The organism is Lichenibacterium dinghuense (assembly GCF_021730615.1).
Taxonomy (GTDB): domain Bacteria; phylum Pseudomonadota; class Alphaproteobacteria; order Rhizobiales; family Beijerinckiaceae; genus Lichenihabitans; species Lichenihabitans dinghuensis.
This window is the reverse complement of the sequence record NZ_JAJLMN010000001.1, coordinates 236179-251708: the sequence shown is the minus strand read 5'-3', so window position 1 is coordinate 251708 and position 15530 is coordinate 236179. Positions and strand designations below refer to the sequence as shown.

At 74.4% G+C, this 15530-nt stretch carries 14 protein-coding genes; 6 read left to right on the top strand and 8 right to left on the bottom strand.

The features are described 5' to 3' along the window. The first annotated feature begins 235 nt into the window (after positions 1-235). The 5 genes from L7N97_RS01185 to L7N97_RS01165 all read left to right on the top strand — a co-directional run bounded on the left by L7N97_RS01185 (position 236) and on the right by L7N97_RS01165 (position 6299). Positions 236-1498, top strand: coding sequence for an acyltransferase family protein (locus tag L7N97_RS01185; RefSeq protein WP_237476560.1), 1263 nt, complete (start codon positions 236-238; stop codon positions 1496-1498). A gap of 141 nt (positions 1499-1639) precedes the next feature. Further along, positions 1640-2518, top strand: a complete 879-nt coding sequence (locus tag L7N97_RS01180; protein WP_237476559.1) for an alpha/beta hydrolase — start codon at positions 1640-1642, stop codon at positions 2516-2518. Further along, positions 2509-3660 carry a lycopene beta-cyclase CrtY gene (gene crtY / locus L7N97_RS01175; protein WP_237476558.1) on the top strand — a complete coding sequence of 384 codons (1152 nt, stop codon included), beginning with the start codon at positions 2509-2511 and terminating at the stop codon, positions 3658-3660. The genes L7N97_RS01180 and crtY overlap by 10 nt, the downstream gene beginning before the upstream one ends. Further along, the gene (locus L7N97_RS01170) at positions 3657-5231 is read left to right on the top strand and encodes a phytoene desaturase (protein WP_237476557.1); all 1575 of its coding nucleotides are present in this window, start codon (positions 3657-3659) and stop codon (positions 5229-5231) included. Before crtY ends, L7N97_RS01170 begins: the two co-directional genes overlap by 4 nt. A 90-nt stretch (positions 5232-5321) precedes the next feature. Next, positions 5322-6299 carry a phytoene/squalene synthase family protein gene (locus L7N97_RS01165; RefSeq protein ID WP_237476556.1) on the top strand — a complete coding sequence of 326 codons (978 nt, stop codon included), beginning with the start codon at positions 5322-5324 and terminating at the stop codon, positions 6297-6299. Here L7N97_RS01165 and L7N97_RS01160 read toward each other — a convergent pair. Then, entirely contained in the window at positions 6252-6497 is a 246-nt protein-coding gene (locus L7N97_RS01160) for a hypothetical protein (RefSeq protein WP_237476555.1), read from the bottom strand. The genes L7N97_RS01165 and L7N97_RS01160 overlap by 48 nt on opposite strands. 154 nt (positions 6498-6651) lie before the next feature. Between L7N97_RS01160 and L7N97_RS01155 the strand changes: the two genes are divergently transcribed. Then, positions 6652-7440 (top strand): hypothetical protein, encoded by a 789-nt coding sequence (locus L7N97_RS01155; protein WP_237476554.1) that lies wholly within the window; start codon positions 6652-6654, stop codon positions 7438-7440. Between the two features lie 7 nt (positions 7441-7447). On the opposite strand, the gene L7N97_RS01150 is transcribed toward L7N97_RS01155, so the two are convergent. The 7 genes from L7N97_RS01150 to L7N97_RS01120 all read right to left on the bottom strand — a co-directional run bounded on the left by L7N97_RS01150 (position 7448) and on the right by L7N97_RS01120 (position 15338). Continuing rightward, positions 7448-9391: an adenylate/guanylate cyclase domain-containing protein gene (locus L7N97_RS01150; RefSeq protein WP_237476553.1), complete on the bottom strand. Its 1944-nt coding sequence runs from the start codon at positions 9389-9391 to the stop codon at positions 7448-7450. Between the two features lie 69 nt (positions 9392-9460). Beyond that, complete coding sequence (locus L7N97_RS01145) at positions 9461-9832, bottom strand: response regulator (protein ID WP_237476552.1); 372 nt, start codon at positions 9830-9832, stop codon at positions 9461-9463. A 155-nt stretch (positions 9833-9987) separates the two neighbouring features. After that, positions 9988-11376, bottom strand: coding sequence for an amidase (locus tag L7N97_RS01140; RefSeq protein WP_237476551.1), 1389 nt, complete (start codon positions 11374-11376; stop codon positions 9988-9990). A 17-nt stretch (positions 11377-11393) separates the two neighbouring features. After that, positions 11394-12218, bottom strand: a complete 825-nt coding sequence (locus L7N97_RS01135) for an ABC transporter permease (RefSeq protein WP_237476550.1) — start codon at positions 12216-12218, stop codon at positions 11394-11396. Then, positions 12215-13162 (bottom strand): ABC transporter permease, encoded by a 948-nt coding sequence (locus L7N97_RS01130; RefSeq protein WP_237476549.1) that lies wholly within the window; start codon positions 13160-13162, stop codon positions 12215-12217. The genes L7N97_RS01135 and L7N97_RS01130 overlap by 4 nt, the downstream gene beginning before the upstream one ends. An 11-nt stretch (positions 13163-13173) precedes the next feature. Then, positions 13174-14655, bottom strand: coding sequence for an ABC transporter substrate-binding protein (locus tag L7N97_RS01125; protein WP_237476548.1), 1482 nt, complete (start codon positions 14653-14655; stop codon positions 13174-13176). Positions 14656-14744: 89 nt separating this feature from the next. Further along, the gene (locus L7N97_RS01120) at positions 14745-15338 is read right to left on the bottom strand and encodes a cupin domain-containing protein (RefSeq protein WP_237476547.1); all 594 of its coding nucleotides are present in this window, start codon (positions 15336-15338) and stop codon (positions 14745-14747) included. Between the last annotated feature and the right edge of the window lie 192 nt (positions 15339-15530).

Below are 15530 nucleotides of genomic sequence, written 5' to 3'. Positions count from 1 at the left end.
TGCGGCAGCCCGTCGCGCCGAGGATAGCGGCCCGCGCCGGGGCTGGCTAGCGGCCGCCGTCTCGCGCGCCTTCGGCCGGGCAGGCCGCGTCCGGCATGCCGGATTGTCCGGCGCGAACCGGCGGTGGTACGGTCCGCGGTGCGGGCCGCGGGCCGGCTGCCGGTCGCAGGACTGCGGCGTCGCGCGCGGCCGCGGTCTCCGGAGCGAGGTGAGGATGGGTTCGGGCGAGACGAGCGTGACCGCGGGGGCCTCCGTGCGGCCGGGCCGCCTGGATTTCCTCGACGGCCTGCGCGGACTGGCGGCGGTTCAGGTGGTGTTGCTGCATTACGCGGCGGCGTTCCTGCCGGGGCTCGGCACGCAGGACCCCGGCCTCGTCCACTTCGGCTGGGAGCGGCGCTTCCTGCGCGCGCCCTACTTCTTCCCCTTCGACGGCACCTTCTCGGTGTACCTGTTCTTCGCCATCAGCGGCACCGTCCTGACCCTGGCCTTCGGCCGTCACCCGCTGGCGCTCGGCTCGGCCGCGTTGAGGCGGACCGTCCGGCTCGGCATTCCGATGGCGGCGTCCCTGGCCCTCGCCGCCCTGCTCCTGTCGGTCTGGCCCAGGGCGCACGTCGAGGCGGGTGCGCTGTCGAACTCCTACTGGCTGTCCGGCCTGATGAACGCCGACACGAGCGCCGCGGAGGTCCTGCGCGAGGCGCTGGGGAGCGGCATGGTGCTCGGCTACCGGGAAACTAGCGCCCTGCCGGAGGCGGTGTGGAGCGTGTTCCCGTCCGACGGGATCGGGCACACCCTGAACCCGCCGCTGTGGTCGCTCCACCTGGAGTTCTGGGGGTCGGTTCTGGTCGCCCTGCTGGCGGCGGTCCGGCACCTCGCGCCGCCGCGGGCCCACCTGGGCCTGGCCCTCGGTCTCACCGCGCTGCTGAGCCGCAACCCCCTGCTGCCCTTCGTGGCCGGCCACCTCTTCGCCCTGGCGTGGCAGTCGCCGGGATGGCCCGCGGTGCAGAGGTCGACCGGCTGGAGGGTCGTCGGCGCCGTGGCGCTCTGGGCCGGCGTGTGGGCCTGCACCAACCCGCCCTGGCGCTGGATCTCGGCCTGGCTGGCCGCCCCCGGCCTGTTCAAGCTGTGGAGCGGCGACACCCACCTCCAGAGCCTCTACGCGGCGCTGCTGTTCTTCACCGGGACCATGCTGTTCCCGCCGTTCTGGCGCCTGCTCGGGAGCCGGCCCGTCCAGGCCCTCGGCCACAACAGCTTCGGGCTGTACCTCGTCCACTTCCCCGTCCTGTTCACGGTGGCCTCGGCCGCCTTCGCGGCTGCCCTGGGCTATGTGCCCTACGGGGCCGCGGTCGTGGTCGCGGTCGTGGCGGGGATCGTGCCCACGGTCGCGGTGACGGTCGCCTTCACGCGCCTCGTCGACGGGCCGTCGTTGCGGCTGAGCCGGCACGTCGGCCTCCCGACCCTGCTGCGGCGGCCCGCTTCGGCTGCGTCCGTCGGGCCCTGAGCGGCGCCGGGGAGGACGCTCCGGGAGCGCCTGCCGATCGGGACCGCGTCCGCCCATGCCGGCCCTCGGCCGCCGCATCGGCGGCTCGGGCCGGGTCGCTCCGCGCGCCCCATCGCGCTCCGCCGTGCTAACCCGTCCCGCATGATCGCCCTCCTCGTCCTCGCCGCGGTGCCCGCCGCGCTCGTCCTGTCGCTCTTGACGGCCATCGTCGTGGCGGTGCGGGGCTACACGGCCGCGACGCCCGCCGTCGTGGGACCGCCGCCGGCGGGGCTCGGCGCCCGCACGGTCGCGGTGCCCTGCGGCACCCACGCCCTGGCGGGCTGGTTCGCGCCCGGTCGTCCCGGCGGCGGCGCCGTCCTGCTGCTGCACGGCATCCGGTCCGACCGGCGCGTGCTCGCGTCCCGCATGGCCATGCTGGCGCGGCGCGGCGCGGCCGTCCTCGCCGTCGACCTGCGCGCCCACGGGGAAAGCGGCGGCGCCTCCGTGACGCTCGGGCTGCGCGAGGCGGAGGACGTCGCGGCCTGCCTGGCCTGGCTGCGGCACCAGTGTCCGGGCGAGCGGGTCGGCGGCCTCGGCATCAGCCTCGGCGGCGCCGCCCTGGCTCTCGCGAGCCGGACCGCCCCGGTCGACGCCCTGGTGCTCGAATCGGTCTTCGCCGCCATCGACGGCGCCATCCGCAACCGCATGGCTCTGGTGGCCGGCGCCGCCGCGCCGTGGCTGACGCCGCTCTTCACCGCGGTCGGTATGGGGATGACGGGCCTGCACCCCGCCGACCTGCGGCCGATCGAAGCCCTCCGCGCCTACCCCGGCCCGGTCCTGGTGATCGGCGGCGGCGCCGATCCGCTCACGCCGCCCTCCGAAACGCGCGCCTTGTGCGACGCCGCGCCGGGCGATCGGCAGCTCTGGATCGTTGAGGGCGCCGGGCACGTCGACATGGCGTCCTTCGCGGGATCGGACTACGAGGGGCGGGTCGCGGCCTTCCTGGCCCTCCACCTGGGACAGATGATTCCATGCGCCTGATCCTGGTCGGCGGCGGCCTCGCCAACAGCCTCATCGCCCACAGGCTCGCGGCGGACCGGCCCGACGTCGATTGGACGATCCTCGAAGCCGGCGAGGAGCTCGGCGGCAACCACACCTGGTCGTTCCACGCCGAGGATCTGTCGCCCGAGCAGCAGCTCTGGATGGAGCCCTTCGTGGCGGCCCGCTGGCCCGGCTACGCCGTGGCGTTCCCGACGCTGAAGCGGCGGCTGCCGCTCGGCTACCGCTCCGCCTCGGCCGAGCGCATGCGCGCCGTCATGGCGGCGCACGCCGGCCGCATCCGCACGGGCGTGACGGTCTCGGCGCTGCGGCCGGACGGCGTGACGCTCGCCACCGGCGAGGAGATCCGCGCCGACGCGGTGATCGACGGGCGCGGCTTCAAGCCCTCGCCGCACCTGCAGATCGCCTTCCAGAAGTTCTACGGCATCGAGGTCAGGACCGCCGCGCCGCACGGGCAGGCCGACCCTATCATCATGGACGCCACCGTGCCCCAGCGCGACGGCTTCCGCTTCGTCTACACGCTGCCCTTCACGCCCGACAGCGTGCTGATCGAGGACACCTACTACTCGGACGGGCAGACGCTCGACCGGGACGCGCTGCTCGTCCAGGCGCTGGACTACGCCCGCCGCCGCGGCTGGACGGTGGCCGACGTGCTGCGCGATGAGGCGGGCGTGCTGCCGATCGCGCTCGGCGGCGACATCGAGCGCTACTGGGCGGACTCGAACGGCGTGCCGCGCTCCGGCCTGCGCGCCGCGCTGTTCCACGCCACCACCGGCTATTCGCTGCCCGACGCCGTGCGCCTCGCCGACCGGATCGCCGCGCTCGGCGACCTCCGGGCCGCGAACCTCCACCGGGAAACGCGCGCCCATTCGCTGCAGTGCTGGCGCGACGCCGGCTTCTACCGGCTGCTCGACCGGCTGCTGTTCAAGGCGGCCGAGCCCGACCGGCGCTACAGCCTCATCGAGCGCTTCTACCACTTCTCCCCGGACCTCGTGTCGCGCTTCTACGCGGGCCGCTCGACCCTCTATGACAAGGCGCGGGTGCTGACCGGCAAGCCGCCCGTGCCGATCTTCCGCGCGCTGCGCTGCCTGCGCGAGCCCACAACCCTGGCGACCGCCCCATGAACGCTCCCTTCAAGCCCGCTTCCAGGTCCGACGGCACGCGGCCGAAGGCCGTGGTGGTGGGCTCCGGCTTCGGCGGCCTCGCCCTGGCGATCCGGCTGCAGGCCGGCGGCTTCGACGTCACCGTGCTGGAGAAGCGCGACAAGCCGGGCGGGCGCGCCTACGTGTACGAGGACGAGGGCTTCACCTTCGACGGCGGCCCGACCGTCATCACGGACCCGACCTGCCTCGAGGAGCTGTGGACCGCCGCTGGCCAGCGCATGAGCGACGACGTCACGCTGCTGCCCGTGAACCCGTTCTACCGCCTGTGCTGGGAGGACGGCACGGTCTTCGACTACAGCAACGATCAGGCGGAGCTAGACCGGCAGATCGCGAAGCTGTCGCCGAAGGACGTCGCGGGCTACCGCAAGTTCCTCGCCTTCTCGGAGGCGGTGTTCGCGAAGGGATACATCGGGCTCGGCGCCGTTCCGTTCCTCGACTTCCGCTCCATGCTGCGCGTCGCCCCCGCGCTGGTGAAGCTCGAATCCTACCGCAACGTCTACGACCTCGTGGCGCGCTTCATCACGGACGACCACCTCCGGCAGGCCTTCTCGTTCCACACGCTGCTAGTCGGCGGCAGCCCGTTCCGCACCTCGGCCATCTACGCGCTGATCCACGCGCTGGAGCGCAAGTGGGGCGTGTGGTTCCCGAAGGGCGGCACCGGCGCGCTGATCCGGGGCATGATCGCGCTGCTGGAGCGCCTCGGCGGCACGGTGCGCCTGAACGCGGCCGTGCGCGACATCCGCACGGAAGGCGGGCGCGTCACCGGCGTGGCGCTGGAGGACGGCACGCGGCTGCCGGCCGACTACGTCGCCTCCAACGCCGACGTCATGCACACCTACCGCGACCTCCTGCGCCACGACCCGCGCGGGCAAGACGAGGCCAAGCGCCTCGCCAAGAAGCGCTATTCCATGTCGCTCTTCGTGGTCTATTTCGGCCTCAAGGGCGACCACCGCGGCCTCGCGCACCACACGGTCTGCTTCGGGCCGCGCTACCGCGAGCTGATCGCCGAGATCTTCGGGGCCGACAAGCTCGCCGACGACTTCTCGCTCTACCTCCACGCGCCCAACGCCACCGACCCGTCGCTCGCGCCCCCCGGCCACAGCGCCTATTACGTGCTCTCGCCGGTGCCGCACCTCGGCACCGCGGACATCGACTGGGCCGTCGAGGGGCCGAAGTACCGGGACCGGATCTTCGACTACCTTGAGGATCGCTACATCCCGAACCTCAAGCGCGACCTCGTCACCTCGCGCATGCTGACGCCCTTCGAGTTCCGCGACGAGCTGAACAGCCACCACGGCTCGGCCTTCTCGCTGGAGCCGATCCTGACGCAGAGCGCCTGGTTCCGCCCGCACAACCGGGACGGCGTGATCGGCGGCCTGTACTTCACCGGCGCCGGCACCCACCCCGGCGCGGGCGTGCCGGGCGTGGTCGGCTCCGCGAAGGCCACCGCCTCGCTGATGCTGGCCGACGCGGGGCTGGCCGCGCCGGCCCCCGCGGAGGCGCTGGCCACCGCCGGGATCGCGCCAGCGTGAAGGCGCACACGCAAACGCGTGCACCCGCCAGCGTCGAGCCGTCGTCCCGACATGGATCCTGAGGTTGGAGCACGCATTCCCGTGGGACCCGTGAACGATGCCGTCTCCGAAGCGAGCCGTCAGTCGATCGAGGCGGGCTCGAAGAGCTTCGCCGCTGCGGCGCGGCTGTTCGAGCCCGGCACGCGCGACTCGGCGCGGCTGTTCTACGCCTGGTGCCGCCACTGCGACGACGTGATCGACGGGCAGGCCGGCGGACTCGGCACCGTCGAGCGGGACGGCACGGCGGCCGAGCGGCTGGCGCTGCTGGAGCGGCGGACCCGCGACGCGCTGGCGGGCGTGCCGCAGGGGGACCCTGCATTCGCGGCCTTCGCCCGCGTGGCCGCCAAGCACCGCATCCCGGCGCAGCTGCCGCTCGACATCCTCGACGGCTTCCGCATGGACGTGGAGGGGCGGACCTACCGCACCCTCGCCGAGCTGCTGGCCTATTGCTACGGCGTCGCCGGCGCGGTGGGCGTCACCATGGCGGTCATCATGGGCGTCGATCCGGACGACGGCGCCGTGCTCGACCGCGCCTGCGACCTCGGCCTTGCCTTCCAGCTCACCAACATCGCGCGCGACGTGATGGACGACGCCCGCATCGGCCGCGTCTACCTGCCGGCCGAGCTGTTCGGGCGCGATAGCGTGTCGCCCGGCTTCGTGCTCGACCCCGCGAACCGCCGCGCGGTGGTGGAGGCGACCCACGCGCTGCTGGAGTTGGCGGAGCGCTACTACGCGTCGGCCCGCGTCGGCATCGCGCGGCTGCCGTGGCGCTCGGCCTGGGCGGTCGCGACGGCGCTGCGGGTGTACCGCGAGATCGGCCGCCGCGTGCGCTTCTCGCCCGACCCCTGGGCGACGCGGATCTCCACCCCGGCGTGGCGCAAGCTGTGGCACGTCGGCATCGGGGCCGCGCAGCCCTCGCTCTACCGGATCGTCGGCACGACGCGCGCGGGGCTGTGGACCCGGCCCGGCGTCGCCGGGCGCTCACCCGCCGAGCCGCAGCCCGTAGAGGCCGGCCTGAACGCCGGCTGAACTCGCCGCCGCCGCGGCGGCGAGCACGCCGAAGGCGGCCAGGGGCGGCGTGGCGTAGTTGCCGTCCGCGGCTCGCACGAGGTCGAGGCGTGACGCGTCCGACGGGTCGGCCGCGACGGAGGCGGGCGTGTATTCGTCGGCCAGGACGCGGATCAGGCAGGGGAAGGTCGCGGCCGTGAGGGCGGCTGTGGCGCTCATGGGACGGTCTCGGAATTCGGTGTCGGATGGTGAATCGCCGAAAAGCATGAACGCCCGCTTAAGCGGGCGCGTGGCGGCGCCGTGCCCGTGGAACCCGCCCGCCGGGCGCCCGTTTCCACCCGTGCCGGGCGCCGCGCCCGAGGGAACCCGCGCCATGGCCTACGACGACATGACCGACACCACGCCGCTCGACGCGGGACGCGACGCCTCGCCCCGCGCGGTGACGGCCTTCTTCGACACGCAGGACGCGGCCGACCGGGCGCGCGACGACCTCGTCGCGGCGGGCGTGCCGTCCGGGTCGGTCCGCGTCGCCGGCGGCCAGGCCACGGCCGCCGAGCCGCCGCACCCGCACGGCTTCTGGGAGTCGTTGAAGGACTTCTTCGTGCCCGACGAGGACCGGCACATGTATGCCGAGGGGCTGCGGCGCGGCGGCTTCGCGGTGGCGGTCGACACGGACAGCGCCGCCTACGACCGCGTGCTGGAGATCCTGGACCGGGACGGCGCCGTCGACATGGAGGAGCGCTCGGCGGGCTGGCGCGGCGAGGGCTGGGACGGCCTGACCGGGCCTGAGCCGCTCGGCGCGCGCGAGATGGCCTACACGCCGTCGGGCAGCGCCACGGGCGGCTTCGCCGCCAGCCGCGCCGACCAGCCGCTGTTCGACGGGCCGATGGACACCGCCTCGATCGAGCCCGGCTCCGTCGTGCCGCCCGACCCCGCCGGCTACCGCCCGCCCGCGGCCCGGCCCGCCACCACGCCCGACGCGGCCTACGCGGCCGCGATGCCGGGCCTAGGCGACACGGCCCGGGAGAGCAGCCCCATGCCGGGCACGCGCCAGGACGCCCCGAGCCTGACCGGGCCGACCCGCGACACCAGCCACGGCCGCACCCGCGTCCGCTCCTACGTGGTCGGCGACCTGTCCGGGGACGGCCTGCCGCGGGAGTGAGCGGCCGTCACGCGGCCTCGGCCGGCGCCAGCTCGTAGACGTCGACGCGGTCCTGCGTGCCCCGCACCTCCGCGTCGTCGATGTGGCGGAAGCGGAAGCCCGGCCCCGCCACGTCGCGCAGGGCCGCGCTCACCAGCACGCTCGTGCCGTAGCGCTTGTTGAGCTGCTCAATGCGCGAGGCGACGTTCACCGTGTGGCCGAGCGCCGTGTAGTTCATGCGCTCCGCCGTGCCGACGCTGCCCACCATGGCGTCGCCGGCGTGCAGCCCGAAGCGCGTGACGAGCGCCGGCCGCCCTTCCGCGATGAAGACGGCGTTGAGCGCGTCGACGCGCCGGCAGGCGGACAGGACGGCCGCGCAGGCGCGGGCCGCGCAGCCGGGGTCCGACGCGTCGAGCGGCCAGAACGCCATGACGCTGTCGCCGATGAACTTGTCGAGGATGCCGCCGGAGGCCAGCACCTCGGCGCTGATCTCGGCGAAGTAGCGCGACAGCTGCGGGATCAGCTCGTCCGGCGACATCGTCTCGGCGATGCCGGAGAAGCCCTGCACGTCGGAGAACATCACCACGACGGGCCGGCGCTGCCCGCCGAGCGCCGGCGCCTCGCCGCGGTCCACGATGGCGCGCACGAAGCGCTCGGGCAGGTATGTCGAGAAGGCCCTCAGCGTCAGGTCCAGCGTGTCGACGGCGCCGAGCAGGCGCCGGATCTCCCGGATGCGGCTCGCCGGCGGTGACCGGGCGCTGAACCGGAACTGGATGATCGCCTCGACGTCCGCCGCCAGGAGGCCGATCGGCCGGGCGATGGAGCGCGCCGCGAGGTCGACCAGCACGAAGCCCGCCGCCATGACGGCCGCCTGCACGCCGAGCGACCACAGCAGCAGCCGGTTCGCCGGTCCGTCGAACACGTCGGCCGGCACCGAACTGGCGATCACCAGGCTCGTGCCGTTGACCGTCACGGGGGCGATGTTGGCGTAGACGGTCCGCCCGCCGACCGTCACGGCCTGGTCGTGGGCGGCGGGGTCGGCCCGGTAGGCGCCGTAGAGGGCCCGGTCGAGGTCGAGGTCCGGCGAGCCCGGTTCGGCCGCGCCGCGCAGCCCTCGCGCGATGGCGGCCCGGTCGGCCGGGCGCCCCGCCGAGTCGCCGAGGATCGAGCCGTCGGGCGAGAAGACGGCGACGTGCTGGCCGGGGAAGACGAGGCCGCGCTTCAGGTTGAGCGACAGGCTGTCGAGCCGCACGTCGAGGCTGAACACCCGGCCGGGGTCGCCCTCGATGCGGCGGCTGATGCTGAAGCCGTAGCGTCCCGTCCCGCCGCGGAACAGGTAGGGGGGCGTCGTGACGGCCGCCGGCGCGTCCACGGCCAGCGTGTACCAGGGGCGGCGGCGGGCGTCGAAGTCGACCGGGGCCGGTGCGCTGCGGCTCACCTCGCCGAAGTCGGCCCCGAGCCCGATCACCCGCTCGACGGAGCCGCCTTCGCCGGGCTCGCCGATGCGGACATCGTAGACGGGGCGCGGCGGCTTGTTGGCCCGGACGGCGCCGTGAAGCGAGCGCTGCACCATGACGTAACGACCCGCGGCGTCGGCCGTGACGATCGACAGGACAGCGGGCGACGACACCGCCACGCTGCCGAGCACGCGCGCCAGCACCGCGCCCACCCTGTCCGGGTCGCCCGACGGCGGGCTCAGCGCCAGCGTGTTCAGCGCCGCGTCGGCGCTGTCGAACTGGTCCTCGATCTGGGTCGCCGCGCCCTTGACCAGTACGTCGAACTGGCCGTCGATCTGATCCTGCAGGAGGTGCAGCGTCGCGCGCTGGTCGAGCCACACCAGCGCCCCGCCGGAGGCCAGAAGGATCAGCGCGAAGGCGAGGCCGATCACGGTGCGCAGCGAGGCCGTGCGCGGCACGGGCGTGCGGGGCGCGGCCGTGGCGGGGCCGGAGCGGCGGAGGTGTGGGGCGGCCAAGGCTCGGATCAGGCCCGCGGGAGCGACGCCCCCCTTAGACTCGATCCCCGGCGACAAGGCCAGCCTCCGTCAGGCGGCGGCCCGCACCGCGTCCCGCATCGTGTTGAGCACGTCGGCGGGGTGCCAGGGCTTGGGGACGTAGCGCACGCTCGGCCCGAGCCGCTCGGCCCGGCCTGCGCGTTGACCCGACGTCACCAGCACGGCGATGTCGGGGCACACCTCCGACACGATGCCGGCCAGCTCCAGCCCGTCGGTGTCGCCCTGCAGGTAGACGTCGGTGAAGACCGCCGCCACGTCGCCCTTGTGGTCGCGGAGGTAGTCCATGGCGGCGTCGCCGTCGGTGAACTCGACCACGTTGATGCCCGCCTCGGCGAACATCTCCGCGGAGGTCAGGCGCACGAGGGGCTCGTCCTCGACGACGATCACGGTGTTGCGGCTCATGGGAACCTCTCCGACACTCTGCGCCCCGACCCTGCGCGGGTCCTCGCACGCCTCCGCAGCACGGCGGCGGGCGCGTCGCGCCGTTCATGTTGCAGTGCACCCTAACCGGAGATGAACGGCGGAATAACGGCGCGCAAGCGCTTGCGCAGAAGAATCTACGCCGGCTCCGGCCAACGCAGACCGAACCCGCGCGCGCCCTCGTAGAAGGCGGCGAGCCTCAGGACCGCGAGGTCGGCGAAGCGCGCGCCGACGATCTGCAGCCCGATCGGCAGGCCGGAGGCCGAAAACCCGCAGGGCAGCGACACCGCCGGCTGCTCGCCCATGTTCCACGCGACCGTGAAGGCGATGTGCTCGAAGGGGCGCGCCGGGTCGTCGACCGGCGAGGCGGCCTCGGCCGGGAAGGACACGACGGGGATGGTCGGCGACAGCAGGGCGTCGAGTCCGTCGAGGGCCCGCCCGCAGGCGCGCCGCATCGCGTTGGTGGCCTCGTAGCCGCGCAGCGCCGCCGTGCCGGTGACGCCGGCGCCGCCCTCCGCCCAGGCGCGGATGTAGGGGAGGACCTTGTTGCAATCCTCGTCCGGCATGGCGCCGATCTCCGACCAAGCGCGGGCGCGCCAGAAGCGGTCGAGCCCGTCGAGCAGGTCGCGCGTCATCACGGGGGCGACCTCGACCACCGTGGCGCCGGCGTCGGCGAAGGCGCGCGCCGCCGCCTCGACGGCCGCCGCCACCTCGGGATCGACCGGCAGTCCGCAGCCGGCCTCGCGCATCAGGCCGATGCGGAGGCCGCGCGGGTCGGCGTCGAGCGCGTCCCAGGCGATGTCGCTCGGGGGCAGGGCGGTGTCGTCGCGCGCGTCGGGCCGCGACAGCGCCGCCATGGCGACCGCCGCGTCCCGCACCGTCCGCGTCATGGGGCCGGCGCAGCGGCCGAGGTAATAGGGGTCGACGGGGACGCGGCCGTGGCTGGGCTTGAAGCCGACCGTGCCGGTCAGGGCCGCGGGCAGGCGGATCGAGCCGCCGATGTCCGTGCCGACGTGGATCGGGCCGTAGCCGGCCGCGGCGGCCGCCCCCGCGCCGCTGCTCGACCCGCCGGGATTCAGGGCGATGTTCCACGGGTTGCGGGTCAGCGGGTGGAAGGACGACAGTCCCGAGGACAGCATGCCGTGGTCGGGGCATGTGGTCTTGGCGAAGATCACCGCGCCCACCTCGCGCAGCCGCGCCGCCGGGGGCGCGTCGCGCTCCGCCGGCACGAGCGGGGTGGCGGCGCAGCCGCGCGGCACCGGCACGCCGCGGGTGGCGATCAGCTCCTTCACGGTGACGGGCACGCCGTCGAGCGGACCCAGCGCCGCGCCGGCGGCCCAGCGCGCCGAGGAGGCCGCGGCCGCGGCCCACGCGCCCTCCGGATCGAAGGCGTAGAGGGCGGCGATCCGAGGCTCCCAGGCGGCGACGCGCCGCTCCACCGCGGCCCAGGCCTCCGACGGCGACAGGGTCTTCGCGGCGAAGGCGGCGGCGAGTGCCGCGGCGCCCATGTCGGCGGGGTCGGTCATGGTCGGCTCCTTGCGGGTCACGGGGCTGTGCCGCGGCGGTCGACGAGGTCGCGCAGCCCGTCGCCCAGCAGGTTGAACCCCAGCACGGCCAGGGCCACGGCGGCGCCGGGCACCACCGCCAGCCAGGGCGCCGCGCCGAGGAACGTCTGCGCGTCTGCCAGCATGCGGCCCCAACTCGGGGCCGGCGGCGGCGCGCCGAGGCCGAGGTAGCTCAGGCCCGCCTCGGTCAGGATCGCGAGGCCGAGCTGGATCGAGGCCTGCACGGCGAGCAGTCCGGCGATGTTGGGCAGCACGTTGCGCCAGCCGATGCCGAAGCCGCCCCGCCCCATGGCGCGCGCCGCAAGGACGTAGTCGGACGCCCAGATCCGCCCCGCGCCGCCGCGCGCCACGCGGGCGAAGACCGGCACGAGGAAGAGCGCGATGGCCGCCACGGCCGTGCCGCGGCCCGGCCCGAGCCAGGTGCCGAGCAGCAGTGCGGACAGGATCGGCGGCACGGCGAACACCACGTCGCAGAGCCGCATCGCGAGCGCCTCGACCCAGCTGCCGCGCCCCGCGGCGACCACGCCGAGCGCGGTCCCGGCGGCGCCGCCCAGCGCCACGGCGGGCAGGGCGACGAGGAGGGAGTTGCCGGCGCCGGCCATCAGCATCGACAGCACGTCGCGGCCGAAGCCGTCGGTGCCGAGCAGGCCGAGGCCGGGCGGGAGCCCAGCGGCGAGGGGCGGCCGCAGCCGGAACGGGACGTGGATGCGCGCGGGCGGCTCCGGCGTCCAGACGAGCGACGCGAGCGCCAGCGTCAGGAGGGCGCCGGTGAGGCCGAGGCCGAGCGCCAGGCGGCGGTTCACGGCGCGTCCCTCAGGCGCGGGTCGAGCGCCAGGGCCGCGAGGTCGACCGCGAAGTTGACGGCGATGACCAGCGCGGCGAGGAGCAGCACCACGTCCTGCACCACCGTCGCGTCGCGCTGGGCGAAGGCCTGCACGGCGAGGCGGCCGAGGCCGGGCAGGGCGAAGACGGTCTCGACCAGCACGGCGCCGCCGACCAGGAACGAGACCTGGAGGCCGAGCACGGTGAGCACCGCCGGCCAGGCGTTCCGCACCGCGTGGCGCCACAGCACCGCGCGGGCGGAGAGGCCCTTGGCGCGCGCCGTGCGGATGAAGTCCTCGCCGAGCGCGTCGAGCACGGCGCCGCGCGCCACGCGGGCGAGGACGCCCGCCTGGGGCAGGGCCAGGGCGACCGCGGGCAGGCACAGCGCGCGGAGCGCCGGACCCGCGCCGCCGCCCCAGCCCGGAAAGCCGCCGGAGGGCAGCCAGCCGAGCCGCACGGCGAAGAGCAGGATGAGCAGCAGGCCGATCCAGAAGTTCGGCAGGGCGGTCGCGCCTTGCGCGAAGAGCGCCGCCGCGGCGTCGAGCGCGCCGCCCCGGCGGCCGGCCGCGGCGACGCCGAGCGGCAGCGCCGCGCCGAGCGACAGCGTGACAGCCATCAGGGCCAGGGGCATGGTGACGGCGAGGCGGTCGGCGATCAGCCCCGCCACCGGCACGCCGTAGGTGGTGGAAGTGCCGAGCCGCCCGGTGGCGACGCCGCCGAGCCAGGCCGCGTAGCGGAGCGGCGCCGGCCGGTCGAGGCCCATCTCGGCGCGCATCGCCGCCAGCGTGTCGGGCCGCGCCGAGGTGCCGAGCCTCACCGCGGCGGGGTCGCCCGGCAGCACGTCGAGCGCGGCGAAGATCGCGGCCGAGGCGAGCAGCAGCGTCAGCAGCAGGCCGGCGAGCCGCCGGAGGAGGAGCGCCGCCACGGCGCCGGCGCTCACTCGGTCCAGCGGACCTCGGTGAGGTCGTTGGACGGGATCGGCTCGTCGGCCCATAGGCCGCGCAGCTTCGCGTTCCACACGCCGAGCTTGGGCAGGACGTAGAGGTAGAGGGCGGGCACGTCCTCGGCCAGCACGCGCTCGGCGTCGCGGTAGGCGGCGTCGCGATGCGCGGGGTCGAGCGCGCGCTCGGCCGCCGCGATGTCGGCGTCGAAGGCCCCGTCGTGGAAGCCGAAGTAGTAGTCGGGTCGGGCGTAGATGCCGATGTCCAGCGGCTCGGCGTGGGCCACCACCGTCATGTCGAAGTCGTGGCGCTTGAACACGTCGGCGATCCAGGTCGCCGGGAACTCGGTCGGCACGATCGTCATGGTCACGCCGACGTCGGCGAACATGGCCTGGAGCACCTCCGCGGTGCGGGTGGCGTAGGCCATCTGCGGCACCCTGATCGAGAAGGCGAGGCGGTCTCCGTGCCCGGCCTCGGCCAGCAGGGCGCGCGCCTTCGCGGGGTCGTAGGGCAGGACGCCCGCGAGGTCGATGTAGCCGGGGTCGCCCGGCGCGAAGTGGCTGCCGATGGGCGTGCCGAAGCCCGACGATGCGGCGTCGATCAGCGCGCGCCGGTCCACCGCCATCATCAGGGCGCGGCGCACCCGCACGTCGTCGAAGGGAGCACGCGCGCAGTTCATGCCCGCCACGACCTTGAGCCCGGTCGTCCCGGCGACGGCATCGAAGGCGGGGTCGCCCTTGAATGCGGCGAAGAGCTCGGGCGCGCCGAGCTCCGGCACGGCGTCGAGCCCGCCCGCGCGCAGCGCCGCCGCCTGCGCCTGCGGGTCCGGCACGAAACGGAAGGTGGCGCTTTCCAGGGCCGGCAGGTGGTCCGCGTCCCAGTAGCCCGGATCGCGGACGAGCTCGACCCGGTCGCCCCGCACCCAGCGCGCCACCCTGAACGGGCCCGTGCCGACCGGGTCGGTCCGGTCGGCGTCGGCGCTCTTCGGCGCCAGCATCACGGAAGCGGGCCAGCCGAGCCAGTACAGGAGATCCGCCGATGGCTGCCTCAGCCGCACCACCAGCGTCGCGGGGTCGGGCGCCTCGACGGCGTCGATGGCGGAGAAGAACTGCTTCTGCGGGTTGGTGGAGGCGGGGCCCCGCGCGCGGTCGAGGGTGAACTTGGCCGAGGCCGCGTCGAAGGGCTCGCCGTCCTGGAAGTGCACGCCGGTCCTGAGCGCGAAGGTGTAGACGAGGCCGTCGGGCGACACGGTCCAGGAGGACGCGAGCTGCGGCCGCACCGCGCCCGTGCGGTCTATGCGGACGAGTCCCTGGTACACGTTCTGCCAGGTCACCTGGCCGATGGCGACCGGCGCCGCCACGGTGGGGTCGAGCCCGGTCGGCTCGACGCTCATGCCGACCGCGGCCGAGGTGCGCGGGGAAGCGGCGGCGGGGCCGGCGAGACACAGGAACGCCAACGCTGCGGCGCGAAACAGCATGGTGACCGACCTTGCGCTGCGGCGCCGGGCGGCGCCTCGCCGCAGTCTAAGCCGGATGCGCGACGCAGCGAAAGCGGCCGCGGCCGATCTCAGATCCCCGAAGGCGTGTTGACCCAGAACACGCTGGCGCGCGTCGGCCCGACGTTGCGCCAGCCGTGGGGCTGGTCGGACCGGAACGCGAAGGCGTCGCCCGCGCTCAACCGATGTGACCGCCCGGAGATCAGCAGCTCCAGCTGCCCGTCGACCAGATAGCCGACTTCCTCGCCGGTGTGCTGGTGCTCGCCCTCGCTGGTCGCGCCCGCCTCGACGTGGAGGATGTTGCAGCGGAGCGCATGCCGGTCCGAGTCGGGGATCACCCGCTCCACCGTGACGGCGCGCTCGGCGGGCGCCGCGGTGCGCTGGGCCGCGCGGAAGATGATCGGTTCCTCCCCGTCGTGGTCGTCGAACATCCAGCCCATGCCGATGTCGAGCGTCTTGACGAGCCTGCTCAGCATCGGGAGCGACGGATAGGCCTTGCCATTCTCGATCTTCGACAGCAGGCTCTCCGAGCAGCCCGCACCATCGGCCAACACCTTCAGCGTCATGCAACGCATCTGGCGAGCCTGGCGCAACCGCGCGCTCAACCGCGCCGACGTCCGCGCGTCGAGGACGTCCTTGTCGTCCCTGGTCCTGAGATCGTGCATGGGATTGTCCGTCAACCTGGGGTGCGGACCAACATATGTGTCATGAGCTAAAAAAGGTCAATAGCCGGTTGAGCCTCCATCCCCATAGGGAAAACAGGTTCTGAACGGACCGTTGTATACAACCGTGCACATCCCGGGGCCGCGCCGCGGCCTCCTTGCAATGCCGCCGGGCCCGTGTTTGTGAGGCAGGAG

Excerpts from the sequence above, each read along its gene's own strand:
- L7N97_RS01180 (WP_237476559.1), top strand. The coding sequence starts at position 1,640 with ATGATCGCCCTCCTCGTCCTCGCCGCGGTGCCCGCCGCGCTCGTCCTG.
- crtY (WP_237476558.1), top strand. The coding sequence starts at position 2,509 with ATGCGCCTGATCCTGGTCGGCGGCGGCCTCGCCAACAGCCTCATCGCC.
- L7N97_RS01170 (WP_237476557.1), top strand. The coding sequence starts at position 3,657 with ATGAACGCTCCCTTCAAGCCCGCTTCCAGGTCCGACGGCACGCGGCCG.
- L7N97_RS01160 (WP_237476555.1), bottom strand. The coding sequence starts at position 6,497 with ATGAGCGCCACAGCCGCCCTCACGGCCGCGACCTTCCCCTGCCTGATC.
- L7N97_RS01155 (WP_237476554.1), top strand. The coding sequence starts at position 6,652 with ATGGCCTACGACGACATGACCGACACCACGCCGCTCGACGCGGGACGC.
- L7N97_RS01145 (WP_237476552.1), bottom strand. The coding sequence starts at position 9,832 with ATGAGCCGCAACACCGTGATCGTCGTCGAGGACGAGCCCCTCGTGCGC.
- L7N97_RS01140 (WP_237476551.1), bottom strand. The coding sequence starts at position 11,376 with ATGACCGACCCCGCCGACATGGGCGCCGCGGCACTCGCCGCCGCCTTC.
- L7N97_RS01125 (WP_237476548.1), bottom strand. The coding sequence starts at position 14,655 with ATGCTGTTTCGCGCCGCAGCGTTGGCGTTCCTGTGTCTCGCCGGCCCC.
- L7N97_RS01120 (WP_237476547.1), bottom strand. The coding sequence starts at position 15,338 with ATGCACGATCTCAGGACCAGGGACGACAAGGACGTCCTCGACGCGCGG.